Annotated in this window: 23 protein-coding genes; 14 read left to right on the forward strand and 9 right to left on the reverse strand. The window is 46.6% G+C overall.

Annotated features, from left to right (window positions below; genetic code table 11):
* Nucleotides 1–3: 3 nt before the first annotated feature.
* From hisC to hisIE, 6 genes are all read left to right on the forward strand, one after another.
* A complete protein-coding gene (hisC, locus tag OH458_RS06420; RefSeq protein WP_269977665.1) occupies nucleotides 4–1,044 on the forward strand; it encodes a histidinol-phosphate transaminase in 1,041 nt (346 codons plus the stop codon).
* Between the two features lie 71 nt (nucleotides 1,045–1,115).
* Nucleotides 1,116–2,189, forward strand: a complete 1,074-nt coding sequence (gene hisB, locus OH458_RS06425) for a bifunctional histidinol-phosphatase/imidazoleglycerol-phosphate dehydratase HisB (RefSeq protein ID WP_005389832.1) — start codon at nucleotides 1,116–1,118, stop codon at nucleotides 2,187–2,189.
* A 26-nt stretch (nucleotides 2,190–2,215) separates the two neighbouring features.
* Nucleotides 2,216–2,830, forward strand: a complete 615-nt coding sequence (gene hisH, locus OH458_RS06430; RefSeq protein WP_005389830.1) for an imidazole glycerol phosphate synthase subunit HisH — start codon at nucleotides 2,216–2,218, stop codon at nucleotides 2,828–2,830.
* 12 nt (nucleotides 2,831–2,842) lie between these two features.
* A complete protein-coding gene (gene hisA, locus OH458_RS06435) occupies nucleotides 2,843–3,580 on the forward strand; it encodes a 1-(5-phosphoribosyl)-5-[(5-phosphoribosylamino)methylideneamino]imidazole-4-carboxamide isomerase (protein WP_005390889.1) in 738 nt (245 codons plus the stop codon).
* The gene (hisF, locus tag OH458_RS06440; protein WP_004749837.1) at nucleotides 3,562–4,335 is read left to right on the forward strand and encodes an imidazole glycerol phosphate synthase subunit HisF; all 774 of its coding nucleotides are present in this window, start codon (nucleotides 3,562–3,564) and stop codon (nucleotides 4,333–4,335) included. The genes hisA and hisF overlap by 19 nt, the downstream gene beginning before the upstream one ends.
* Nucleotides 4,332–4,967, forward strand: coding sequence for a bifunctional phosphoribosyl-AMP cyclohydrolase/phosphoribosyl-ATP diphosphatase HisIE (gene hisIE, locus OH458_RS06445; protein ID WP_269977666.1), 636 nt, complete (start codon nucleotides 4,332–4,334; stop codon nucleotides 4,965–4,967). Before hisF ends, hisIE begins: the two co-directional genes overlap by 4 nt.
* 102 nt (nucleotides 4,968–5,069) lie before the next feature.
* On the opposite strand, the gene OH458_RS06450 is transcribed toward hisIE, so the two are convergent.
* Nucleotides 5,070–6,278 carry a putative manganese transporter gene (locus tag OH458_RS06450; protein WP_269977667.1) on the reverse strand — a complete coding sequence of 403 codons (1,209 nt, stop codon included), beginning with the start codon at nucleotides 6,276–6,278 and terminating at the stop codon, nucleotides 5,070–5,072.
* 195 nt (nucleotides 6,279–6,473) lie between these two features.
* Between OH458_RS06450 and OH458_RS06455 the strand changes: the two genes are divergently transcribed.
* Together OH458_RS06455 and OH458_RS06460 are read left to right on the forward strand one after the other, a co-directional pair.
* Nucleotides 6,474–7,379, forward strand: coding sequence for a manganese-dependent inorganic pyrophosphatase (locus tag OH458_RS06455; RefSeq protein WP_038189393.1), 906 nt, complete (start codon nucleotides 6,474–6,476; stop codon nucleotides 7,377–7,379).
* 87 nt (nucleotides 7,380–7,466) lie between these two features.
* Nucleotides 7,467–7,847: a DUF2750 domain-containing protein gene (locus OH458_RS06460; protein ID WP_005470352.1), complete on the forward strand. Its 381-nt coding sequence runs from the start codon at nucleotides 7,467–7,469 to the stop codon at nucleotides 7,845–7,847.
* Nucleotides 7,848–7,880: 33 nt separating this feature from the next.
* Here the strand turns inward: OH458_RS06460 and OH458_RS06465 are convergent, their stop codons facing one another.
* From OH458_RS06465 to pspF, 8 genes are all read right to left on the reverse strand, one after another.
* The gene (locus OH458_RS06465) at nucleotides 7,881–9,470 is read right to left on the reverse strand and encodes a hypothetical protein (protein ID WP_269977668.1); all 1,590 of its coding nucleotides are present in this window, start codon (nucleotides 9,468–9,470) and stop codon (nucleotides 7,881–7,883) included.
* Nucleotides 9,457–10,239, reverse strand: a complete 783-nt coding sequence (locus tag OH458_RS06470) for a DUF2927 domain-containing protein (RefSeq protein WP_269977669.1) — start codon at nucleotides 10,237–10,239, stop codon at nucleotides 9,457–9,459. The genes OH458_RS06465 and OH458_RS06470 overlap by 14 nt, the downstream gene beginning before the upstream one ends.
* A gap of 7 nt (nucleotides 10,240–10,246) precedes the next feature.
* Nucleotides 10,247–11,032, reverse strand: coding sequence for a peptide ABC transporter ATP-binding protein (locus tag OH458_RS06475; RefSeq protein WP_005470433.1), 786 nt, complete (start codon nucleotides 11,030–11,032; stop codon nucleotides 10,247–10,249).
* Nucleotides 11,029–12,042: a peptide ABC transporter ATP-binding protein gene (locus OH458_RS06480; RefSeq protein ID WP_005470366.1), complete on the reverse strand. Its 1,014-nt coding sequence runs from the start codon at nucleotides 12,040–12,042 to the stop codon at nucleotides 11,029–11,031. Before OH458_RS06480 ends, OH458_RS06475 begins: the two co-directional genes overlap by 4 nt.
* A complete protein-coding gene (gene sapC, locus OH458_RS06485; protein ID WP_038189384.1) occupies nucleotides 12,042–12,929 on the reverse strand; it encodes a putrescine export ABC transporter permease SapC in 888 nt (295 codons plus the stop codon). Before sapC ends, OH458_RS06480 begins: the two co-directional genes overlap by 1 nt.
* Nucleotides 12,916–13,878 carry an ABC transporter permease gene (locus OH458_RS06490; RefSeq protein ID WP_038138643.1) on the reverse strand — a complete coding sequence of 321 codons (963 nt, stop codon included), beginning with the start codon at nucleotides 13,876–13,878 and terminating at the stop codon, nucleotides 12,916–12,918. The genes sapC and OH458_RS06490 overlap by 14 nt, the downstream gene beginning before the upstream one ends.
* The gene (gene sapA, locus OH458_RS06495; RefSeq protein WP_269977670.1) at nucleotides 13,878–15,491 is read right to left on the reverse strand and encodes an ABC transporter substrate-binding protein SapA; all 1,614 of its coding nucleotides are present in this window, start codon (nucleotides 15,489–15,491) and stop codon (nucleotides 13,878–13,880) included. Before sapA ends, OH458_RS06490 begins: the two co-directional genes overlap by 1 nt.
* A gap of 115 nt (nucleotides 15,492–15,606) precedes the next feature.
* Nucleotides 15,607–16,599 (reverse strand): phage shock protein operon transcriptional activator, encoded by a 993-nt coding sequence (gene pspF, locus OH458_RS06500; RefSeq protein WP_269977671.1) that lies wholly within the window; start codon nucleotides 16,597–16,599, stop codon nucleotides 15,607–15,609.
* A gap of 219 nt (nucleotides 16,600–16,818) precedes the next feature.
* Between pspF and pspA the strand changes: the two genes are divergently transcribed.
* The 6 genes from pspA (at nucleotide 16,819) to OH458_RS06530 (ending at nucleotide 23,621) form a co-directional block, all read left to right on the forward strand.
* Nucleotides 16,819–17,487: a phage shock protein PspA gene (pspA, locus tag OH458_RS06505; RefSeq protein WP_269977672.1), complete on the forward strand. Its 669-nt coding sequence runs from the start codon at nucleotides 16,819–16,821 to the stop codon at nucleotides 17,485–17,487.
* A 168-nt stretch (nucleotides 17,488–17,655) separates the two neighbouring features.
* Nucleotides 17,656–17,889 (forward strand): envelope stress response membrane protein PspB, encoded by a 234-nt coding sequence (gene pspB / locus OH458_RS06510; protein WP_005470370.1) that lies wholly within the window; start codon nucleotides 17,656–17,658, stop codon nucleotides 17,887–17,889.
* The gene (pspC, locus tag OH458_RS06515) at nucleotides 17,882–18,271 is read left to right on the forward strand and encodes an envelope stress response membrane protein PspC (RefSeq protein ID WP_269977673.1); all 390 of its coding nucleotides are present in this window, start codon (nucleotides 17,882–17,884) and stop codon (nucleotides 18,269–18,271) included. Before pspB ends, pspC begins: the two co-directional genes overlap by 8 nt.
* A gap of 134 nt (nucleotides 18,272–18,405) precedes the next feature.
* Nucleotides 18,406–19,437 (forward strand): efflux RND transporter periplasmic adaptor subunit, encoded by a 1,032-nt coding sequence (locus OH458_RS06520; RefSeq protein ID WP_269977674.1) that lies wholly within the window; start codon nucleotides 18,406–18,408, stop codon nucleotides 19,435–19,437.
* A 1-nt stretch (nucleotide 19,438) separates the two neighbouring features.
* Nucleotides 19,439–20,527, forward strand: coding sequence for an efflux RND transporter periplasmic adaptor subunit (locus OH458_RS06525; RefSeq protein ID WP_269977675.1), 1,089 nt, complete (start codon nucleotides 19,439–19,441; stop codon nucleotides 20,525–20,527).
* The gene (locus OH458_RS06530; RefSeq protein ID WP_269977676.1) at nucleotides 20,520–23,621 is read left to right on the forward strand and encodes an efflux RND transporter permease subunit; all 3,102 of its coding nucleotides are present in this window, start codon (nucleotides 20,520–20,522) and stop codon (nucleotides 23,619–23,621) included. The genes OH458_RS06525 and OH458_RS06530 overlap by 8 nt, the downstream gene beginning before the upstream one ends.
* The last annotated feature ends 65 nt before the right edge of the window (nucleotides 23,622–23,686 follow it).

Below are 23,686 nucleotides of genomic sequence, written 5' to 3' on the forward strand. Positions count from 1 at the left end.
GAGATGGAAAAGCTAGCGCGCAAACAAGTCCAACAACTTACCCCTTATATGTCGGCTCGTCGAATTGGTGGTACCGGTGACGTATGGCTAAACGCCAACGAATCGCCATTCAATAATGAATACAAAACAGACTTCGCTCGTCTTAATCGTTACAGCGAATGTCAGCCTAAAGAACTGATTTCTGCCTACGCAGCCTATGCGGGTGTGAAACCAGAGCAAACACTAACATCTCGCGGAGCCGATGAAGGTATTGAACTACTGATTCGTGCTTTCTGTGAGCCGGGTGAAGATGCGATTCTTTACTGCCCACCGACTTACGGTATGTACGCCATCAGTGCAGAAACCATCGGTGTAGAGCGCAAAACCGTGCCGCTAACGTCAGATTGGCAACTAGACCTTGCAGGCATCGAAGCTAATCTGGATAACGTGAAACTGGTTTTTGTATGTTCGCCAAACAACCCAACAGGTAACTTGGTTAAGCGTGAGGACATTGTGTCTCTGCTTGAGATGACAAAAGACCGTGCAATCGTGGTGATGGATGAAGCGTACATCGATTTTTGTCCAGAAGCGTCAACGGTAGACCTACTGGCGCAATACCCGAATCTTGCGATTTTGCGTACTCTGTCGAAAGCTTTCGCGCTTGCTGGTCTGCGTTGTGGATTTACGCTTGCGAACGAAGAGCTGATTAATGTACTTCTTAAAGTTATCGCACCTTACCCAGTCCCGGTTCCAGTGGCAGAAATTGCGACTCAGGCGCTTTCGGAAGCTGGTTTAGCGCAAGCGAAGTTCCAAGTTCTCGATCTGAACGCAAACCGTGCTTACTTGCAAGTTGGCCTTTCAATGATTCCGGGTTTGGAAGTGTTTGAAGGGTGGGGGAACTACCTATTGGTGAAATTCCCAGATGGCGATGATCTTTTCAAAGCGGCTTGGGATACGGGCATTATTTTGCGTAACTCGCCAATTGAGAACTGTGTACGTATCAGTGTGGGTAACCGCGACGAGTGTGAAAAAACGCTTGGATTTATTAGAAACTACTACGCATAAGTAGAGACAAAATTAATCGCTCTCGCTCAATAGCGGGAGCGCCAAAAGAATAGCAATAAGGAAGTTCTCGAGTGAGCAAACAACAAAAAATCCTTTTTATTGATCGTGATGGCACCTTAATTGTTGAGCCGCCGATTGATTTTCAAGTAGACCGTTTAGACAAACTAAAGCTAGAGCCATTTGTTATCCCAAGCCTGTTGTCGTTGCAGGATGCAGGATACCGTCTAGTGATGGTCACGAACCAAGATGGTTTGGGTACTGACAGCTACCCACAAGCTGATTTTGATGCACCGCACAACATGATGATGGAGATCTTTGAGTCTCAAGGTGTGAAGTTTGATGACGTGCTGATTTGTCCTCACTTCGATGAAGATAACTGCTCTTGCCGTAAGCCTAAACTGGGCTTGGTAAAAGAGTACCTTCAAGGTGGCAAAGTTGATTTTCAAAACTCCGTTGTGATTGGCGATCGTCAAACAGATCTTCAACTTGCTGAAAACATGGCAATTCGTGGCATTCAATACAACCCAGAAACCATGGGTTGGAAACAGATCCTAAAAGATCTGACGGTGAAGGCACGCGTTGCTGAAGTGGTTCGCACCACAAAAGAAACAGACATCAAAGTATTCGTTAATCTTGATGAGCAAGGCGGTAACGATATTTCTACAGGTCTTGGCTTCTTTGACCACATGCTGGATCAAATCGCTACGCACGGTGGATTCCAAATGGTGTGCAAAGTGGAAGGTGACCTGCACATTGATGATCACCACACGGTAGAAGATACCGCTCTTGCGTTGGGTCAAGCTTTGAAAGAAGCACTGGGTGACAAGCGTGGTATTGGTCGCTTTGGCTTTAGCCTTCCAATGGATGAGTGTTTGGCACAATGCGCACTAGACCTATCTGGTCGTCCTTACCTTAAGTTCGACGCGCAATTCAGCCGTGAGCAAGTCGGTGATCTTTCAACAGAGATGGTAGTTCACTTCTTCCGATCTCTGACTGATACCCTAGCGTGTACGCTGCACCTGTCTTCTGCGGGCAACAATGATCACCACATCATTGAAAGCTTGTTTAAAGCGTTTGGTCGTACTTTGCGCCAAGCAATCAAAGTAGAAGGCACTGAGCTACCAAGTAGTAAAGGCGTGCTTTAAGGCTAACCTTAGCAAGGAGAAAAACAGTGACAGAACAGAAAGTTGTCATTATCGATACTGGCTGTGCCAACGTCTCTTCGGTGAAGTTTGCTATTGAGCGCCTAGGCTATGACGTGACTATTTCAAAAGATCCGCAAGTCGTATTGTCGGCAGATAAGCTATTCCTACCGGGTGTGGGAACCGCCAGCGAAGCGATGAAGAACCTAGAAGAACGCGATCTTATCAGCTTGGTAAAACAGGTAGAAAAGCCGTTGTTAGGTATCTGTTTAGGTATGCAACTGTTGGGCAAAGTGTCTCAAGAGAAAGGGCAGAAAGCCGACGAGTTGGTTGAGTGTCTTGGGCTTTGTGATGGCGAAGTGAAGCTACTACAAACTGGCGATTTGCCGCTGCCGCACATGGGTTGGAATACAGTGTCTGCAAAAGCAGGTAATCCACTTTTCAAAGGTATTGAAGAAGGTGAGTACTTCTACTTCGTGCACAGCTTTGCAATGCCTGTTGGGGATTACACGATTGCGGAATGCGAGTACGGCAACCCGTTCACAGCAGCAGTACAAAGCGGTAACTACTACGGTGTGCAATTCCACCCTGAGCGTTCTTCAAAAGCGGGCGCGAAGCTTATTCAAAACTTCTTAGAATTATAAAAGGGATTTAGTGTGATTATTCCAGCTCTTGATTTAATTGAAGGACAGGTGGTTCGCCTTTATCAAGGTGATTACGGCCAAGTAACCGAGTACAAAGTCGACCCAGCAGAGCAGTTCAACTTGTACCACCAAGCGGGTGCTAACTGGCTGCACTTGGTGGATTTAACTGGCGCGAAAGACACGACAGCACGCCAGCTAGATTTGATTGCAAAGCTACTAGCAAGCACGCCAGCGAACATCCAAATCGGTGGCGGAGTGCGTACAGAGCAAGACGTGATTGATCTGCTAGAAGCTGGTGCTCAGCGTGTTGTTGTTGGTTCTACAGCAGTAAAACAGCCAGAGCTTGTGAAAGGTTGGATGGAAAAATACGGCGCAGAGAAAATCGTTCTCGCGCTAGACATAAACATCGATCAAGACGGCACACGTAAAGTAGCGATTTCTGGTTGGCAAGAAGACTCAGGCGTGACTATCGAAGCACTGATCAACGATTACCTAACGGTAGGTTTGCAGCACGTGCTTTGTACGGACATTTCTCGTGACGGTACGCTAGAAGGCTCAAACGTAGAGCTTTACGTTGACCTATGCAAACAGTACCCACAAGTGCAGTTTCAATCTTCAGGTGGCATTGGCTCATTAGCAGATATCGAAGCGCTAAAAGGCAGCGGTGTGGCTGGTGTGATTGTTGGTCGTGCGCTGTTAGATGGTAAGTTCACAGCAGAGGAGGCGTTTGCATGTTGGCAAAGCGAATAATTCCATGTCTTGATGTTCGTGATGGACAAGTGGTAAAGGGCGTTCAGTTCCGTAATCACGAGATCATTGGCGACATCGTTCCTCTGGCACAGCGTTATGCGGAAGAGGGCGCTGACGAGCTTGTGTTCTACGATATTACCGCTTCAAGTGATGGTCGTGTCGTAGATAAAAGTTGGGTCGCTCGCGTTGCAGAAGTGATTGATATTCCTTTCTGTGTCGCTGGTGGTATTAAATCAGCGGAAGATGCAGCGCGCATTCTTGAGTTTGGTGCAGACAAAGTGTCTATCAACTCACCTGCATTAGCGAACCCGCAGCTGATTACTGACCTTGCTGATAAGTTTGGTGTGCAATGTATCGTCGTTGGTATCGATTCATACTACGACAAAGAGACAGGTAAGTATCAGGTTTACCAGTTTACTGGTGATGAAGAACGCACCAAAGCAACCCAATGGGAAACGCGTGATTGGGTGCAAGAAGTACAAAAACGCGGCGCTGGTGAAATCGTACTGAACATGATGAACCAAGACGGCGTGCGTAACGGCTATGATATTGAACAACTCAATATGGTGCGTGAAGTGTGTAACGTGCCATTGATTGCATCGGGTGGTGCAGGTGCCATGGAGCACTTCGCAGAAGCCTACCAAAAAGCAAATGTGGATGGCGCGCTTGCCGCATCGGTATTCCACAAGCAAGTCATCAATATTGGTGAACTAAAGCAGTATTTGAAACAACAAGGCATTGAGGTACGACTATGAGTGTGAAAGCCGCCGAAGTAAGTTCGCTAGCTGAGCGAATCAACTGGGAAAAGGTGGATGGTCTGGTACCTGCCATCGTACAAGATTTCCAATCAAGCCAAGTGCTGATGATGGGGTACATGAACCAAGATGCGTTGGCAAAAACGGGTGAAACAGGTCAAGTGACGTTCTTCTCTCGTACCAAGCAACGTCTTTGGACGAAAGGTGAGACCTCTGGCAACGTATTGCAATTGGTGAACATGCAGCTCGATTGCGACAACGATACGCTACTGGTGAAAGTGAATCCCATTGGTCCTACGTGTCACTTGGGTAACACAACTTGCTGGGATGTGGACCCTCAAGAGGAGTCACAAATGGTGTGGCTTCATCAACTTGAGCAGCTATTGGCTGCCCGCAAGAGTGCCGACCCAGATTCCTCTTATACTGCCAGTCTTTATGCCCGTGGCACCAAGCGTATTTCGCAAAAAGTGGGCGAAGAAGGCGTTGAAGTCGCGCTTGCGGCGACGTCGGGCGATAAGGCGGAGTTAGTGTGTGAATCAGCAGATTTGATTTACCACTTGTTGGTATTGCTTCAAGACCAAGACGTATCGATGAATGACGTAGTGAATAAACTGAAAGAGCGTCATAAATAACCACGTTTAAAGTAACCACTCGTAGAGTACGAATGCTTCATTAATTATGTAAACGCCCTCAGTTGAGGGCGTTTGATTTTAATGCTTTGCAATAAACTTGCGTTATATTTCGAATAAGAAGTAGTAGCCGTAGCCAACGATAAAAGCAGGTATAGCGGAATAAATTGTCGCGACAAGTGCTGCTTTAGGGGCAAGAGCTATAGCTGGGAATAAGGCGTCACCATCATTTGAAATGGCGTTGGCAAGTTGTGCCGAGAAAGGGGCTGTGCCTGCAATATAAAGACTGGTGACCAATATTTGAGGGCCACAGCCAGGTAACAGGCCAATAGCAACGCCCATTAGAGGCATCCACATTCCCCATCCTGAGAAGCTCGCTGTCAAGTCGATGTGCCCAAAGAAAGCAATCAGTTCAAAAGCCATAAAGGCGAGGATTACCCATGCTGTGACGAAGTTTGTGTCTTGCGCGGCTTTTTGTAACGGGTGAGAAGAAACTTGCTTAGTATCCTCAGAAACAGTCGATTCGTAGTCCTTTATCTCTTTGGTCAGCGACCAAAGCAGCATGCTCGTGATGATTAAAACTGCGCCAATCCATTCAATTGTCATGGCTGGAAGTGATAGTAGTTCGTTTACATCCACTTGGAATGACCCAAGCGCAGCGATGATAGTCGCAGGAACGATCAACCATTTCCAAAATGTGCCTTGGAGATTAATCGCCTTTCTCTCTAGCTTGTTTTGTTCACTGGCGTTTTGACATGAAAATCGCTCACTAATAGATTTCAACTCTGGGCGTAAAAAGTCATCGTCGTGAATAGCGTTGACGGCCCAACCAGATACACATCCGACGATAACACCAAGACCAACGACGGCAAATCCCACGTCAGGTTTGCTTGCCAGCAACAAAAAGGCCGCGTCGCCCATTGTGGAGGTTAATACCGCAACAATTGCCCCAAAGCCAACCCGGCCACTTACAAACTGGGTAGTCACAATGATCGCACCGCCACATCCGGGTAAAGCTCCGAGTAATGCAGCAAACATTACCTGGTATCGTCGAGAGCTTTGATAGAGGTTCACCACCTTGCTTTCTTTACTCATTAAAAGCGACAAGTAATGGTAAAGGGTGAGAGTAAAGGCGACATACGCGGAAACGGCCCAAAACGCGTCAGAAAGTGTGTTGACGGTCAATTCGCTTGTTGTCCCATTTGCGATAAGGGCAATCAACGCAACCGGCAAGAATAAGCGTTTGTAAGCGGGCTTAAACTGTGAAAACGAAAGCCAGTCAGGGGCAATTTGAGAGAGTCTAAGTGAGTCCATAGTTACATCAATGCAAATGATAATGATTATGATTATGATTATCAATATAGTTAAGTGGGAATTATTTGCAACAAAAAGTTGAAAGAAACAGTTTTCTTTTTGCTAACCCATGACAAATCTCAAAATTCAGGTAAAGTAACGCCTTCGTGAGTAATTTGCCCTGAACGGGCCTATTTTAGTCGTATAGGAAATAAGATGATTCTAGTTGTAGGTCACAAGAACCCTGATAGTGATAGTATCTGTAGTGCGCTTGTAGCAACTGAGCTACTGAAAGCGCGTGGTGTTGAAGCAATGCCAATTCGCCAAGGCGAAATCAACCGTGAAACGCAACACATTCTAGAAGTTGCGGGAGCTGAAGTTCCTGAACTTCGCACGTCTGTAGCGGGCGAGAAAATTTGGTTGGTAGACTACTCAGATCTTGCACAAGCTCCGGATGATGTGGCTGAAGCTGAAATCCTAGGCATTGTTGACCACCACCGTTTGGGTGACGTTATGACAGTTAACCCAATGGAAGCTTGGATTTGGCCTGTTGGCTGTACAAACACAGTACTATTCAACATGTTCAAAATTGAAGGTCACGAGATCACGCCTCAGATCGCTAAACTAATGATGTCTGCAATCCTTTCAGACACAGTAGGTTTTGCATCTCCGACTTGTACTCAAAAAGACAAAGATGCGGTTGAAGAGCTCGCTAAAATCGCTGACGTGTGCGATGTTGATGCCTTCATCAAAGATCTTCTCATTGCAAAAACAAACATTGAAGGTCTATCAGCTGCTGAACTAGTAGAAAAAGACCTGAAAGGCTACCCATTCAACGGCCGCGATGTTGTTGTAGGCCAAGTTGAACTTGCAACTCTTGAGCAAGTAGATGGCATGATTGATGCGCTTGAAGCTGACCTAGAGCGCCGCTGTGCTGAAGAAGGTTTAGCGTTTGCTGCTGTTATGCTAACAGACATCACTACGGCGCAAACTCGTCTACTATACAAAGGTGAGTGGGCTGAGAAGCTAGTGAAGCATGAAAAAGATGGCATGCTTATGATGGAAAACACACTAAGCCGTAAGAAACAAGGTTGGCCTTGGCTACAAGGTGAGCTTGCATAAGCTGGCTATTGTTTGAATTGCTCAAACGCCCACAGTTTCATACTGTGGGCGTTTGTTTTTTTAGCTAATCAATTCGTGGAGAGGCTGATGTCTGAATCACTTTCACAAGATCAAATCGCAACAGTTAATAAAATGCGCGCGGAAGAGCGTTTCAACTACTGCATTAAAGAAATCGCTAAGCATCGAAAAGTGTGGATCCTCACTGATGAACATGGCTGTGTGATGCTTAACACGGAAGATGAAGACTGTGTACCTGTGTGGCCACATGAAGAGTTTGCAAATCAGTGGGCAACTGGTGAATGGGAGCATTGCAAAGCGGAGTCTATCTCTACAGCAAAATGGTTCAGTCGCTGGACTTACGGTCTAGAAGACGATGAGCTTGCTGTTGCTGTTTTTCCAAACAACGAGGAAGAAGGTGTCGTCCTTTATCCGGACGAGTTTGAATTCGAACTCAAAAAGCGCGGTTAATCTTCCCTTAGGCCAAGTGACAATCAACTTGGTCTAACTCTTTTCTCTTCTCACATAAACAGTCCAGTTGCTCACGGGCGTGGTATAGGTGTTATCGCGTTCGTACTGCTGAAAAGCGTCCGCGAATTCAGGGTACTGACTAAAATGTTCGATAAAATCAAAGCCTTTAGGGTAGCGCAGCAGCTGTTCTGACTCTTCGACCAAAATGACTTTAGGCTGATTGCGTAGGATATCTTCCGTCACAATTTGGCTTACCAATTGTAAACGTTGTTGGCTATCTTCACTTTCTGGGTGCTTTAGCGATTCAGGTAATGGCCAAAGAACGGGGAAGCGACCTGCCCACTTTTGTTCAAGATGAATAGCTATCGGGTGTCCGACAAATAATCGAGCGCTAAATGCGTACACCTGTTCTCCTGGCTGCGTCACTTCGCTGACCGCGTTGTAAACCACGTGATAGGGGTTATGCTCAATGACTTTTTCAGGTGCGTAGCTGTGCTTGGCTAGGAGTTGTGTTGCCGCCGCTTCATAGTCCACTCTATCGATATCAATAAAATGAAATTGTCTCAAGAACACTAGGATGGCGCTAAAAAATAGAAACTGAGCGAGGCGCTTTGTCGAAAATCTTTGACTTAACTCGCCAGCCGCATAGAGCCAACTGCTGATAGAGACAATACCAAGCAGAGCAAATACCAGAACTAAGTGATAACTGAATCCAGCTCGGCCAAGCACGTAGGCAACAAATGCGGCTGCCAATGTGACATAGAGATAATCGATAGTTTGGGGCGATTGAGTTGCGTGTCGTAAGTAACGATAGGGTAAATAGGAGACCACGGCCAAAAGAGCCACACGAGTGAGCAGACTATAAATCGGCTCAAAATAGGCAATGTAAGTCTGTTTAGCGAGGGGGGCGACGTTATCGAAATAACTCGGGTGGGCAAAGTAGACGTAAGTTATGTACGTAGCGCCCAGCAAGCCTAGGTATAGGTTTTGCCATCGAAACAACAAGGATAATCGACGTGCCGTCCATAGGTAGTAGATATCGAGCAACACAAAAACAGTCACATACTGAGGTTTCAAGCAGACACTGAGACCAGCGAGTGTCAATGTTAGCCATTGGATGGCAACAGAGCACGATTGATTCTGCATGCGGCACAAAATCATGCACAAGTATGCGATCATTGCTGCGGCGATGATATGTTCTCGCTGCAAGAATGCTGCTGGTAGGACAAAAACAAGGCTTAATCCTATTGCTGCAATCCAGATGTAAGGCTGACGAATGGGCAGCTTAACCACGTAATAGTGGCAGAGTGCGGCTATCCCGAGTAAGTAACCAATCATCGATATCCGCAGTGAGGAGACAACGCTCCAATCGCCCAAATAATGAGGCACTAAGAAAAGCCGATAGATATATACAATCAACGGCGGATTGATTTCAAAATATTGGGTATACAGATCACCGGGTTGGCCATAGAGTGCCATCTGCGTTAGAAAGGCAACATCTGCATTTAAGAAATAATGCGTCTGGCTAATAAGTGAATGCAGCGCCCCAACAAGAATTACGCTCCAAGCAAGGATTGACCATAGCTTGTAATTCGGTTGCGACTGATGATTAGTTTCCAACAAGCTGATAAAGCTCCCCTGAATTAGCTGTAGCGACGGCTTTGCCCAAGACGCCCTGTTTTTGATAGCGGCGCAGTATTTTTCTGACGATAGGTCTGGCTTGCTTCGCGCTCATCCCGACGGTTAACTCTGGCTCGTACAGCAACTGAAGTAAGACAACATCTAACGGCGACAGTAAGTCTTCGGGTGTTTCATCGTTAAAGATTGATGGGAATGCACTCTCTGCATCATTTGGAAGCCCCATGACCTGGGTTATCTCCTCAACAATACAGGCTAGTAGTTTGCCGTGGTTGCGAGCTTGATCGACGGGAATAATAATAGCTGCTGACGTGATAGCGCCAGAGCGAGAATCTAGGCGATAACCTGCTTTGCATATTGCTCCATGCATATTGTTTAACGCAGCTTTGCCGAGCTCTTTTTCAACTTCTTTACGCCACTGAGACTCGCGAGTGAATATCCAGATAACATTCGCTTGGCTACGAGTGTTGACTCTAGTTATTGGCATGCCAGTCACCTTAGAAAGGTGTGTTATGTGTGCGTTGGTAAGCAGGTCATGAAGTTCTTGATCGCCAACTTGATGGTTAACCCAAATCTTGATTGGTTGGTTCCATTTAACCAGTTGCCAATTGCCCGAGTTGTATTCGCGTTTTAGTGCCACATCGACAAAAGCGCGTTCCACAAATTCAGGATCAAGCCAAGTGCGATTTTGAGGGTAATTCGCGTACACGCTGCACGCGAACACACCACATATCAAGAGAGCTATCCTTAGCATAATCGTGCTACTTAAAGCAGGTCGACTTATTGAAATGGCTTTCTACAAGTCGCTGGGTGACGATGTGTTCAGGGCAAGAGAGTACCTGCTGAGTATCGCCACTTTCCACCACTTCACCTTCATGCATGACCATTATTTTATCCGTGATGTGTTTCATGATTCCAATATGCTGCGAAACGTAAACAAAGGAAACCCCCATCTCTTCTTGTAGCTCAAGGAACAGGTTAATGATCTGCGAACGCATCGCCATATCCAATCCGTTTAGCGCTTCGTCGGCGACAATAATGGAAGGTTGCAGAATGAGCGCCCGCGCCAAACAGACCCTCTGTTTTTGGCCCGTTGCCAACATTTGTGGGTAAAAATAGGCGTGCTCAGGGAGTAAGCCGACGCGAAGCAAGGTGTCCTTAACGCGTTTCATGCGTGCTTCGGGAGGCATGCTGGTGTTTCGTTTTAGAGGGCCTTCCAGAATTCGCCCAATTTGAATTCTCGGGTTGAGCGACGTGTTCGGGTCTTGGAAGATCATTCGAATCAACTTACAGCGCGTTTCGTAATCTTTGTGCGACAGAAGCTCACCATTGACTCGGATCTCGCCCTGAGTGGGTTCCACTACACCTGCAAGCATTCTTGCTAACGTCGACTTTCCAGAACCGTTTTGGCCAATAAAACCAATGGTTTGTCCTGCCTCTAAGTCAAAACTGACAGGCTTAACCGCTTGGTGAACTTTTTTACGAAACAATCCAGAGCGCGTAGTAAACACTTTGGAAAGATCAGTGACTTCTAATAGAGCACTCATGCTTTTTTCTTCTCCCTCTCTTTTGGAGAGTGATTGAGTGGGAAGTGACAAGCAAATTTATGATTTTTGATTCGTCTCGTCATAGGGATTTCGACACATTGTCGCTGTGCATACGGGCAGCGTGGACCCAAACGACACCCAATGGGTAAATGCTGCAGTGGAGGTATGGAGCCCGGCAGCGACTGTAGTTTCTCTTTGTGAGGAATCCAGTCGTTAAAGTCAGGCATCGCTTTCAGAAGGGCAACAGTATAGGGGTGCTTGGGTTTTTCGAGAATCTTCTTCGTGTCAGCAGATTCAACGGATTGGCCGCAGTACATTACCGTGATTCGGTTTGCCCACTGAGTGATGGTTGTCAGGTCATGACCGATTAGCATGATCGAGGTATTGTGAACCTGATTCATTCGACTCAGCAGACGCAGAATTTGCGATTGAGTAATCGGGTCTAAATCGTTTGTCGGCTCGTCCGCGATCAGCAGTTTAGGTTTCGCTGCGATGGCCATCGCAATCATCACCTTTTGACACTCACCGTCGGTCAGTTCATAGGGGTAGCTGCTCATCAATTGACGGTGGTTTTTGATACCGACTTTATGCAGTAGGGCAATCGCTTGTTTTTTACGCCACTTAAAACGCTCCCACCATTTCCCTTCGAATGATTTCGATGGAATGGCCTCGATAAGCTGCTTTCCAACTTCTTCAGAAGGATCTAAACAAGTGGAAGGCTCTTGGAAAATCATGGCAATATCGCGAGCAATGACGCGTCTACGTTCTCGCGGGGTGAGTTGCAATAAGTCAATATTGCCGAGTCGCATACGGTCGGCTGTCACTTTCCAGTTGTCTTTACAGACGCCAACAATGGCTTTCGCGACTAAGCTTTTGCCTGAGCCCGACTCGCCTACAAGACCGCGAATTTCGCCCTCATTTAAGGTCAGGCTCATGCGATCGACCGCTTTCATCATCCCTTGCGGGGTTTCGATTTCTATCGTCAGATGTCGAATATCAAGTAAAGGCATTATTCGATTCCTGCATTAAGGGCTTGGCGAACACCTTCACCTACAAGGTTGATGGCAATCACTGTAAACATAATCGCAAGTCCGGGTAAGGTCACGGTCCAAGGCGCAAGGTAAATTAACTCAACAGAGTCTCCAAGTATTGCGCCCCATTCGGTACTCGGTGCCTGCGCGCCAAGGCCTAAGAAGCCTAGCGCGGTAATATCTAAGATCGCAATTGATAGCGCGAGGGTGACCTCTGATGCAATAACCACCAATATATTTGGCAGTATTGAGTTCCACAGCAAGTAGAAGTCGTTGGCACCATCAAGTCTCGCCGCCATGATGTAGTCTTTCTCTACTTCTGTGTGAACCGCGATATAGACGGAGCGAACAAAACGTGGAATGAGCGCCAAGCAGATGGCGAGCAGAATATTGAACTCGCCGAACCCCAAAAAGGCGACAAAGATGATCGCTAGCAAGAGTGAAGGGATCGACATCACCGTATCCAACAGGTGGTTCAAAATGCTCGAAACCAGACCTTTTGTCATCCCGGCAAGAATACCGATCAAACAGCCGACAGTACCCGCAATCAAGGTGATAATCACCGCCGCTCCGAAGGTGAGCTGCGAACCGCCAATTAGGCGCGATAGAATATCTCTACCGAGATCGTCAGTTCCTAAAAAGTACTCGACGGTGCCCGCTGGGTTCCAAGAGGGTGGAATGAGGAGTTCGCCCGATTGCGCTTGTGGATCGTGCGGAGTGATCCAAGGTGCGATTATGGTAATGATGACAATCAGCCCCAAACACCACAGGCCAAACATCGCAAGATTGTTGGATCGATAGCTTCTCCAGAATCGCTCAAATTGAGTCGGGACCTGCTCTTCCTGATAAATGTTATCGGTTAGCATACCATTCCTTCCTCACTAACGGGTTGATCATCGCGCCGATCAAGTCAGACAAGATATTTGCGGTCAAGACTAGCGTGGCCACGACAATTACGCCTGCTTGAATGGCGACGTAATCTTGATTTGAGAGCGCATCGAGCAGCCAGCGACCGATGCCTGGCCAGTTGAAAATAGACTCGGTAATGATTGCCAAGGTCAACATACTTGATAGCTGCACGCCAATCTTGGGAATAATGGGTGGAATGGCATTTCTCATCACATGCTGAGTGACGATTTCTCGCGTCGATAAACCTTTGATTCGGGCTGCGCGAATATAGTTTTGCCCCATCACTTCTGCCACTGAAGTACGCATTAAGCCGATGACCTGAGTAGTCGGTGCGAGTGCAAGCACTAGGCAAGGCAGAATCAGATGCTCTATCACACTCTGTAATGCGTGGGCACGGTATGGACCCTCGGCAAAGAAGGCGTCGATGATGGCGAAGCCCGTCACGTGATCAATTTGATACAGCAAGTCATAACGGCCAGCGACAGGAAACAACTCAAAATGGAGTGAAAACGCCATAATCATCAGTAGTGCGACCCAAAAAAGAGGCGCAGAGTACCCAGACATAGAGGTGAATGAGATAAGCGTATCAACCCATTTTCCTTGTTTCATGCCAGCGATAGTGCCAATAGGGATGCCAATTAGTAGCGAAATAACAAACGCGATAAAGCACAACTCAAGAGTGGCAGGAAACACGACCGCGAGCTCATCAGCGATCGGAACGCCATAGTGATTGACGCCGAAATTTAGCTGCATCAACTCACCTAGGTAGGTTAACCAACCCGGCCAAAAATCTTGCAGTGCCCAAACCGAATCTGGAGCTAAACGTAAAATGCTAAAACCAACCATGGTCAGAATTAACATTGTGATAATGAAAAGGTTAAGTCGCCTTACGGTGTAAAGAAACATTATCTGACCCTCTCTACATTATCGAAAGGCTGCGCGTTAAACGGGCTCACTTTAAATCCTTGCAATGAATGATGCTGCGCCTGCAGTTGCATTCCGTGATTGAGTGGAATGACAGGGACTTCTTCATTCAAAATATTTTGGGCTTGTTTGTATAGGTTTAAGCGGTATCGCTTCTTATCGACTTCTAGAGCGAGGTCGAGCAAAAAATCGAAATCAGGATTACACCAGCTCGAAACATTGAGCCCGACACGTTTTGAGTCACATGAGAGCAATGGTCGGAAAAAACTGTCTGGGTCACCCGTATTAGCTATCCAACCCGTTAAATAGAGATCCACGCTCGCATCGAGTTCAGTACGATTAAATCTGTCATCGGTCATAAGGTTTAGCTTTATACCCACATCCGCTAGGTTAGCTTGAATAAGTTCGGCTGTTTTGCGTGGACTTGGGTTGTAAGCTCTTGGCTCTAAAGGTACCGACATGGTTAACTCTAAGCCCTTGCTGTATCCCGCCTCACGAAGCAACGCGATTGCGTAATTACGGTCATAGCGAAGTTGGGTTGTGTCTTTTTGATACGCCCATGATGAAGGTGGAAGCACAGAATAGGCTTGGCTGCCTGTACCGTAATAGACGGAATCGAGGATGTTTTGCCTGTTAATCGCGTAACTGAGTGCTTTACGGACTCTTGAATCATTCAGAGCAGGATGAAGAGTATTGATGGCCACAAATGAAATGTTCATCGCAGGTTTGGCTGTCAGCTTAATATCATCTCGTTGCTCAATAACAGGCAGTTGGCTTGATAACGGCGCGTTGAGAATATCGCACTCTTCCCTAAGCATCTTGGCTAATGTTCCGGTTCCGCGATTTGAGATATCAAATACGACTTGCTTCATTTTGGCTTTGCCTTGCCAATAGTCGTTGTGTCTTTTTAGTCGAATGAAGTCATTAATTTGGTACTCGGACAGGTAAAACGGACCAGTACCGATCGGGTGAGAGTCCATCATCCCTTTCTCGTCACGCAGCTCTAACTGGTTGCCATACTCTTTTGAGTGAATTACCGCGTGGCTGGTTGCGATGTTGGACAAAAAAGAGTTATCCGGTCTACTCAGAGTGAAACGGACTTGGTGACGAGACAAGGCAACAACATCAACCAACAAGTTTTGGAAATCGATGCCATTAAACCAAGGGTATAACCCACCACCTACGTAATGAAAGGGGTGACTAGAATCGATAATGCGACGAAAGCTGAAGACCACATCATCTGCCGTTAATGAACGAGATGGTGTAAACCATGCTGCGGACTGGAACGCAATGTTGTCTTGAAGTGTAAACGTATACTCCGTCCCAGATTTATTCACTGTCCAACTCTTAGCGATGTTTGGAACGGGCTCGAACGTTTCAGGATCAAGGGTAAGCAAGGTGTCGAAAAGTTGCGGACTGAGGGTCTCAGGCGTTATGCCACTGTCAATCAACTGCGGGTTAAATGTCTCCGGCCCGCCTTGACCACAATAGACAAACCCTTGTTGTCGAATTTTATTGTGGTCGATGGCTTCGCCACAGCCAGATAACAGGCTGAAGCTAAATATACCAAGTGTAAGTTGTAAGAATGCTTTCATAGAAAGATTAACTGCTGAAGACAAGCACAAAGGGATCTCCAATTGTGCCTTATTCTGCCACCCGTTTACCATCAATAATTACGTTAAACCTCAGTAAACCTTAACTTATGTCATGTTACTCAGACTGAGTTAGGTTGTATTTGCGCACCATGCCTCTTAGCTGGTGATAACTTAAGTCTAGCAATTGAGCCGCTTTCCTTTGATTGAATTTCGCTTCTTCCATGGCGGCATTGAGAATTTTCAAGTCTTGTTCTTCTTGCCATTGCTTGTAATTAAGCGGAAAGGTTATGGTGTCACTGCTTGTTGATAGCTCGCTTTCCGAGCCCGGTTCGGGCTCTGACCAAGTATTGGCGAAGGGGTCGAAAATCATGTGAGAGATAGGCTCGTCTTGCTGCCCATGTTGATAGACGGCTCGCTCGATCACGTTTTTTAGCTCACGAACGTTACCTGGCCACGCGTAGTCTAACAAGCTCTGCTTTGCGTGTTCGCTAAACCCGACAAAATACTCGAACCCGAGTTCACGACACATTTTGATTGCGTAGTATTCGGCGAGAAGCAAGATGTCTTCCGTTCGTTCGCGCAGAGGTGGGAGTTGAATGACATCGAAAGCAAGCCTGTCGAGAAGGTCGGCACGAAACTCCCCGTTGGCAGCCATTTCTGGAAGATTGGCATTGGTGGCACACACCAAACGTACATTCGCATTGAGCAACTGGTGCCCACCAACCCGCTCATATTGACCATATTCAATCACTCGCAACAATTTTTCTTGAACGAGGAGGGGGGCGGTCGCAAGCTCGTCTAGGAACAAAGTGCCATTTTCTGCGCGCTCAAAGCGACCTTTATGCCTGCCTTTTGAGCCTGTAAATGCGCCTTGTTCATGACCGAACAACTCAGAGTCAATAAGCCCCTCACTCAATGTTGAACAGTTCAACGAGATAAGAGGCTGATCCCAACGTTTAGATAAATAATGCAGACGCTGCGCGATGAGTTCTTTGCCGGTTCCGCGCTCTCCAATAATCAGGATAGGGCGCTCAATCGCTGCAAGTTTTGATACTTTATCCAGTACCGCAAGGAAAGCGGGAGACTCACCAATCAGGTTTTGTTGCATGACTTCACTCCGTTGGTCAAATTTACCTAAAGTTGGCTAAATTCATCACATATTGAATCAGGTTGCAAGTTGATATTTGTTAAGTTTATGATTTTTAATGAATAAAAAGTTGGCACACATATTGGAGTAGTTAAACCAACATAAAGAGTTCGATGATGACTCAAACCCCAATGACTACTATCGGCCTAAGTGCCAACATATAAAATGAGGAGCTGTGCTATGGGTATTTTTTCTCGATTCGCAGATATTGTAAATTCAAACATCAGCGCACTACTGGATAAAGCGGAAGATCCAGAAAAGATGATTCGCCTTATCATTCAAGAAATGGAAGACACCTTGGTAGAGGTGCGCACTAACTCGGCAAAAGCGATTGCAGATAAAAAAGAGTTGGCACGTAAAGTGGAAACTTTGGAAGATCAAATTGCGCAATGGCAAACCAAAGCCACATTGGCGTTGACCAAAGAGCGTGAGGATCTGGCTCGAGCAGCATTGATTGAGAAGCAAAAGCTGCAAGATGTCTTAAAGGGTTTACATACTGAGCAAACGCTTGTTGAAGAAACTATCGATAAGCTAACGGGTGAAATTGGTAAGCTAGAAACTAAGATCACGGAAACCCGAGCTAAGCAGCAAGCATTGGCTATTCGCTCTCAAGCTGCGTCAAATCGTCGCGATGTGCAAAAGCACCTTCATACTGCTCGTACGTCAGAAGCGATGGCGAAATTCGAACAGTATTCGAGAAAAATTGATGAGCTTGAGGCGGAAGCGGACGTCTATTCCAAAACCGGCAATGCGAAATCGCTTGATCAAGAGTTCGCAGAACTTCAAGCTCAAGATGAGATTGAACAAGAACTGGCCAAGTTAAAAGAGCAGATGGGAGAGAAGAAATAATCCGTCGCATTCTTTAACTCAAATAAATGTGCACCGATCTAGGTATTGAGGTTTCACTGCCTGAGCTTGATACTTAGATTGGTGACTAAGGCTTAATTGTTTTATCTAAATTATCAGTCGGTTGTCTATAAAATCAATCTGATTGAGCGCTATCAGTAGGAGTTGTTTATGTCGACATTTATTATTGCCGGGCCATTGATTGTTTTTTTGATTTTTGTCGCTCCCTTGTGGCTCATCTTACACTATCGCAGTAAGAAGAAAGCGGCAGGTGGACTATCAGAAGATGATTTCCAACGCTTGCAATCTTTGTCAGAGAAAGCTGATCAGATGCAAGATCGTGTTAACACGCTAGAAAGAATTTTAGATTCAGAGGCGCCTGAATGGAGACGTCGCTATGAGTAAACAAGAGCTTTATCGTGATACTGATAATGGAAAAATTGCTGGTGTTTGCGCAGGCGTGGCCAATTACTTCGGATTGGAGGTATGGTTAGTCCGAATCTTAGTCATATCCGCCGCGTTACTTGGTGGTAGTTTTCTTGTTTTACTCGCGTATGTTGCATTTGCATTTATGATCGAAAAGCAGCCGCCAAACTACGTAGAAGCGATGAAAAGCAAACAAGAGCATAAGTTGAAAAGTAAACCTTGGACTCAGGGCCAAGCGCCTGATGCGTTGCTGACAACGCTCGAAAATGATTTTTCTACGCTAGAGACTCGAATTCGCTCCATCGAGGCGTATGTCACATCCGATACGTTTAAGGTTAATCGCGAGTTTAACAAGCTGTAAGTCGTTTCTGAGACTTAGTCGCGTTTTCTTTTAGCAAATTATTAATTTTAATAAGTTTTTACCACCCCTACTGTGGAAGTCATTAATCCAATCATCTATCTTTGTTATTAATTGTGATAACTGGATGATTGGACATGCAAAAATCAATGCTGCTTCTCGCCATAGCTGCGTCACTCAGTGGCTGTGGTAAGGAGCATCCACCCGTACCTGAGCCCGATTCTCGGCCTGCGAAACTCTTCACTATTTCAGTGGGCAATGCCACTTTTGAACGCCATTTTCCAGCCACTTCTGAAGCCGGTGATAAAGCAGTTCTTGCATTTAGAGTACCTGGTCAGCTTCAAACCATTGATGTTGTTGCCGGGCAACGGGTCAAAAAAGGGGATGTGCTTGCGTCTCTAAACCCTGATGAATACACCCTGTTGGCGAAGCAGGCAGAGGCTCAATTTAAACTTGCCGATGTTCAATACCAACGCTACAAAAAGTTAAGAAAAGATAAAGTGGTTTCCGAGCAAGATTTTGATCAAGCTAAAGCCAACCACAATTCTGCGCAAGCAGCTCTTGAGCAAGCAAAAGCGAACCTAAGATACACCAAACTAGTCGCTCCGTATGATGGGACTATCTCACTCGTTCCCGCAGAGAATCACGAATACATAGCCGCTAAGTCTGGCGTGTTAAACATTCAAACCAATCAGTTGATGAAGGTGATTTTCCAGCTCCCCGATCACTTGTTAAGCCGATTTTCTACAGGGATTAACCTAACGGCGACAATGACCTTTGATGCCTTTCCGCAAAATACCTACGATCTAACCTTCCAAGAGGTCGATACTGAAGCCGATCCCAAAACGGGCTCTTACAAAGTCACCATGATTATGGAACGTCCTGAAGATACTGGGATCCTACCTGGTATGGCAGGGTCGGTTCACGTCGCTGTCGAATCGACAGGCGCGACTCGTATTCCGGAAGCCGCTTTGTTTGAAGAGCAAGGAGACACCTTTGTTTGGCGTGTTGACGACCAAGGTATTGTTTCCAAAGCGGCGGTTGAACTGAACGATAAGCGACAAGTGGAAAGCGGTTTAGCCGATGGCGAGAGAATCGTCGTGTCCGGAGTGAGTGGTATTGAACCGGGAATTAAAGTTCGCGAATGGATCAAAGAGCGAGGTCTGTAAGATGAAGCAATGGTTAGGGATAAGTGTGTTATCCACGGCAGCGTTCTTAGCGGGCTGTAGCGGAGAGGTAGCATATGTCGATTTTGGTCTTGCCAAAGTAAAAGTGTTGGAGCTGTCGAATCACGAAGTGAGCGAGGACAGATTGTATTTTCCCGCTGTTGCCAATGCAGCGGAACGCTCACACCTCAGCTTTAGGGTGGCGGGTGAAATTAGCAAGATTTACGTCAAGGAAGGGGATCAAGTTAAGCAAGGAGACCTGATTGCCGAGATTGAACCAACGGATTACAAACTTGATGTTGATAACGCAAGTGCTCGTTATTCGGTCGTCGATAGTCAGTATAAACGCTCCAAGCCTTTGGTCGACAAAGGCTTACTTGCCAAGTCTCAGTTCGATGAAATAGCGGCTAATCGTCAAATTGCCTACGCAGAGTTGCAGTTAGCGAAGCTACGATTGTCTTTTACTCAGCTGAAAGCGCCTGTTGACGGGATCATATCTCGAGTGAGTGCGGATCAGTTTGAGAACATTCAAGTTGGCCAGCAAATCGTTAATATTCATAGTCTAGATAACGTAGAGATCCTGATTCAATTGCCTGATCGCCTCTACATCAATCAGCCTAGCCAAGAGGCTTTTGAAAAAGTCGATGCTGTGGTTAAAGTACCAAGCGGTAATGAATACAGCGCAAAAATCAAAGAGTTTACTACAGAGCCGGATCCGGCGACGGGGACGTTCACTGTGACACTGTCGATGCCGATGCCACAGCAAGAGTACATCTTGGATGGCATGGCGGTCGAAGTGACTTCTAGAGGCGAAGACATTGGATTGGAGCTGAACACTGGTGTCCAAGTCCCGATTGAGTCAATATTCAATGCAGATGGCGATGACTTAGCGCGTGAAAACAAGTACGTGTGGACGGTAGAGTCTGACAACACGGTTACCAAGAGAAAAGTCGTTGTTGGTAAGGCAAATAAGGAAACCGTTCAGGTTCTTGAAGGGCTAGACAAAGACCAAGTTGTCGTGGTCGCAGGCGTATCACGATTAAGGGAAGGTATGCATGTAGAAGTTATTGAGAAGGAGGCGGGTCATGAGTGAACAAAATCTCAACGCGCCTCAACGTGATGAAGACGTAACGGGCATCGCCGCGTACTTTATTCGAAATAGAGTCATCAGTTGGATGATCTCGCTGATCTTCCTTATTGGCGGCACCGCAGCATTCTTTGGATTGGGGCGCCTCGAAGACCCTGCATTTACCATCAAAGATGCGATGGTTGTTACTTCTTACCCTGGTGCGACCCCTCAGCAGGTCGAAGAAGAAGTGACATACCCATTGGAAAAAGCCATCCAGCAATTAACTTATGTGGATGAGGTGAACTCGATATCCAGTCGGGGTTTGTCGCAAATCTCGGTGACGATGAAAAACAACTATGGTCCCGATGATTTGCCACAGATCTGGGATGAGCTACGCCGTAAGGTCAATGACTTAAAAGGTCAGTTACCTCCGGGGGTCAATGATCCACAAGTGATTGATGATTTCGGTGATGTTTACGGAATCCTACTAGCGGTCACAGGTGAAGGTTATAGCTACAAAGAGTTGCTCGATTATGTTGACTATTTGCGACGAGAATTAGAGCTCATTGATGGTGTAAGTAAGGTCTCGGTATCGGGTCAGCAGCAAGAGCAAGTGTTTATCGAAATCTCGATGAAACGCATGAGCAGTTTAGGGCTTTCGCCAAACACCGTGTTCAATCTGCTGTCTACTCAAAACGTTGTCTCTGATGCAGGAGCGATTCGAATTGGTGACGAGTACATTCGTATTCAGCCTACGGGTGAGTTCCAAAATGTGGACCAACTTGGGGACTTGATCTTAACGGAGAGTGGTGCTCAGGGGCTTATCTACTTGCGGGATGTTGCTGACATCAAACGTGGTTACGTTGAAGTACCAAGCAATATCATCACGTTTAACGGCGATCTGGCGCTCAACCTCGGCGTCTCCTTTGCGCAGGGTGTAAACGTCGTCGAAGTTGGTAAACGCTTTGACCGACGCTTCGCCGAACTCAAGTATCAGCAACCCGTTGGTGTCGATATTTCGGAAATTTACAGTCAGCCAAAAGAAGTCGACAAGTCAGTCAGTGGCTTTGTCGTCAGTTTGGGACAGGCTGTTGCTATCGTAATCATCGTGCTCCTTTTCTTTATGGGATTGCGCTCTGGTTTGCTCATCGGTTTGATTCTTTTGCTTACGGTGCTCGGTACATTCATCTTCATGAAGTACTTCGCTATCGATTTGCAACGAATCTCTCTTGGGGCGCTTGTTATCGCTTTGGGTATGTTGGTGGACAATGCCATCGTGGTGGTCGAAGGGATATTGATAGGGACGCAAAAAGGTCGAACGAGGCTGCAAGCTGCGACAGATATTGTCACACAAACCAAGTGGCCGTTGCTTGGCGCGACGGTGATTGCCGTGACGGCTTTTGCTCCTATCGGCTTGTCGGAAGATGCGACTGGTGAATATTGTGGCACGTTGTTTGCGGTGCTTTTGATCTCGTTGATGTTGAGTTGGTTTACCGCAATTTCATTGACGCCTTTCTTCGCAGATATCTTCTTTAAAGGTCAAAAAGTCCAACAAGATGGCGCAGAGAGCGACCCGTACAATGGCATGATCTTTGTGGTGTACAAAAACTTCCTTGAGTTTTGTATGAAACGAGCTTGGTTGACCGTCGTTGTTCTGATCCTTGGATTAGCCGCGAGTGTGGTTGGCTTTACCCACGTTAAGCAATCGTTCTTCCCATCTTCTACAACACCGATTTTCCAAGCGGATATCTGGCTGCCTGAAGGGACGGACATTAGAGCGACCAACACTAAGTTGAAAGCCCTTGAAACGTGGATCTCTGGGCAAGATGGAGTGGACCATATCACCACAACTGCGGGTAAAGGTTTGCAGCGCTTTATGCTCACTTACGCGCCAGAGAAAAGCTATGCCGGTTACGGAGAGATTACGACTCGAGTGACCGATTATGAGAAACTTCATGACCTTATGGCACGTTTTCGTCTGCACGTAGAAGAGAACTTCCCTGAGATTAACTACAAGTTGAAGCAAATTGAGCTTGGTCCTGGCGGCGGTGCTAAGATTGAGGCGCGTCTAGTAGGCTCTGATCCTACCGTATTGCGTAGCCTTGCTAAGCAAGTGGAAGACATCATGCACGCGGATCCAGGTACGACAAACGTCCGTCATGACTGGCGTGAAAGAACGAAGGTGCTTGAACCTCAGTTTAATGAAAGTCAGGCTCGTCGCTATGGTATTACCAAGTCAGACGTCGATGAGTTTCTCGCGATGTCTTTCTCAGGAAAAGCGGTGGGTGTCTATCGTGACGGAACCACTCTAATGCCAATCGTGGCGCGTTTGCCAGAGGACGAGCGTGTAGATATCCGCAACATCGAAGGTATGAAGATCTGGAGTCCAGCGCTCAGTGAATATATTCCACTGCAACAAGTGACGATGGGCTATGACCTTCGCTGGGAAGACCCGATCATCGTGCGCAAAAACCGTAAACGTGTCTTAACCGTTATGGCTGATCCCGATCTATTAGGTGAAGAGACGGCGGCGACGTTGCAAAAACGTTTGATGCCACAAATTGAAGCAATCGAGCTTCCTCCTGGCTATTCATTGGAGTGGGGCGGTGAGTATGAGTCTTCTGGAGACGCTCAAGCTTCGCTGTTCACAACGATGCCAATGGGTTATCTGTTCATGTTCTTAGTGACGGTGTTCTTATTTAACTCAGTCAAAGAGCCACTGATTGTGTGGCTGACAGTACCTCTCGCGATTATCGGTGTGACGACAGGACTGTTGGCGCTCAATACCCCATTTGGGTTCATGGCGTTGCTTGGTTTCTTGAGTTTGTCGGGGATGCTTTTGAAAAATGGCATCGTATTGCTGGATCAGATCGAGATCGAAATGCATTCAGGCAAAGATCCTTATGTTGCCGTGGTCGATGCAGCGCTGAGCCGCGTGCGTCCAGTGTGTATGGCGGCCATCACCACGATTCTCGGCATGATTCCTTTGCTGCCTGACATATTCTTTAAGCCAATGGCGGTAACGATTATGTTTGGTTTAGGTTTTGCAACTGTTCTGACACTAATCGTTGTGCCAGTGTTGTATCGTTTATTCCACAAGGTCGCGATACCAAAATAGCGTAACTCGCCAATAATGTTTTTCAAACGCCCTTGATGAAGAATCCGGGGCGTTTTTATAAGGAT

The organism is Vibrio sp. MarTm2 (genome assembly GCF_027587055.1).
Lineage (GTDB): Bacteria > Pseudomonadota > Gammaproteobacteria > Enterobacterales > Vibrionaceae > Vibrio > Vibrio sinaloensis_D.

Excerpts from the sequence above, each read along its gene's own strand:
- pspB (WP_005470370.1), top strand. The coding sequence starts at position 17,656 with ATGTCGACATTTATTATTGCCGGGCCATTGATTGTTTTTTTGATTTTT.
- OH458_RS06460 (WP_005470352.1), top strand. The coding sequence starts at position 7,467 with ATGTCTGAATCACTTTCACAAGATCAAATCGCAACAGTTAATAAAATG.
- OH458_RS06525 (WP_269977675.1), top strand. The coding sequence starts at position 19,439 with ATGAAGCAATGGTTAGGGATAAGTGTGTTATCCACGGCAGCGTTCTTA.
- OH458_RS06520 (WP_269977674.1), top strand. The coding sequence starts at position 18,406 with ATGCAAAAATCAATGCTGCTTCTCGCCATAGCTGCGTCACTCAGTGGC.
- hisIE (WP_269977666.1), top strand. The coding sequence starts at position 4,332 with ATGAGTGTGAAAGCCGCCGAAGTAAGTTCGCTAGCTGAGCGAATCAAC.
- pspF (WP_269977671.1), bottom strand. The coding sequence starts at position 16,599 with ATGCAACAAAACCTGATTGGTGAGTCTCCCGCTTTCCTTGCGGTACTG.
- OH458_RS06470 (WP_269977669.1), bottom strand. The coding sequence starts at position 10,239 with ATGCTAAGGATAGCTCTCTTGATATGTGGTGTGTTCGCGTGCAGCGTG.
- sapC (WP_038189384.1), bottom strand. The coding sequence starts at position 12,929 with ATGCTAACCGATAACATTTATCAGGAAGAGCAGGTCCCGACTCAATTT.
- OH458_RS06490 (WP_038138643.1), bottom strand. The coding sequence starts at position 13,878 with ATGTTTCTTTACACCGTAAGGCGACTTAACCTTTTCATTATCACAATG.
- pspA (WP_269977672.1), top strand. The coding sequence starts at position 16,819 with ATGGGTATTTTTTCTCGATTCGCAGATATTGTAAATTCAAACATCAGC.
- OH458_RS06480 (WP_005470366.1), bottom strand. The coding sequence starts at position 12,042 with ATGCCTTTACTTGATATTCGACATCTGACGATAGAAATCGAAACCCCG.
- hisC (WP_269977665.1), top strand. The coding sequence starts at position 4 with ATGGAAAAGCTAGCGCGCAAACAAGTCCAACAACTTACCCCTTATATG.
- OH458_RS06530 (WP_269977676.1), top strand. The coding sequence starts at position 20,520 with ATGAGTGAACAAAATCTCAACGCGCCTCAACGTGATGAAGACGTAACG.
- sapA (WP_269977670.1), bottom strand. The coding sequence starts at position 15,491 with ATGAAAGCATTCTTACAACTTACACTTGGTATATTTAGCTTCAGCCTG.
- OH458_RS06455 (WP_038189393.1), top strand. The coding sequence starts at position 6,474 with ATGATTCTAGTTGTAGGTCACAAGAACCCTGATAGTGATAGTATCTGT.
- hisF (WP_004749837.1), top strand. The coding sequence starts at position 3,562 with ATGTTGGCAAAGCGAATAATTCCATGTCTTGATGTTCGTGATGGACAA.
- OH458_RS06475 (WP_005470433.1), bottom strand. The coding sequence starts at position 11,032 with ATGAGTGCTCTATTAGAAGTCACTGATCTTTCCAAAGTGTTTACTACG.
- pspC (WP_269977673.1), top strand. The coding sequence starts at position 17,882 with ATGAGTAAACAAGAGCTTTATCGTGATACTGATAATGGAAAAATTGCT.
- OH458_RS06450 (WP_269977667.1), bottom strand. The coding sequence starts at position 6,278 with ATGGACTCACTTAGACTCTCTCAAATTGCCCCTGACTGGCTTTCGTTT.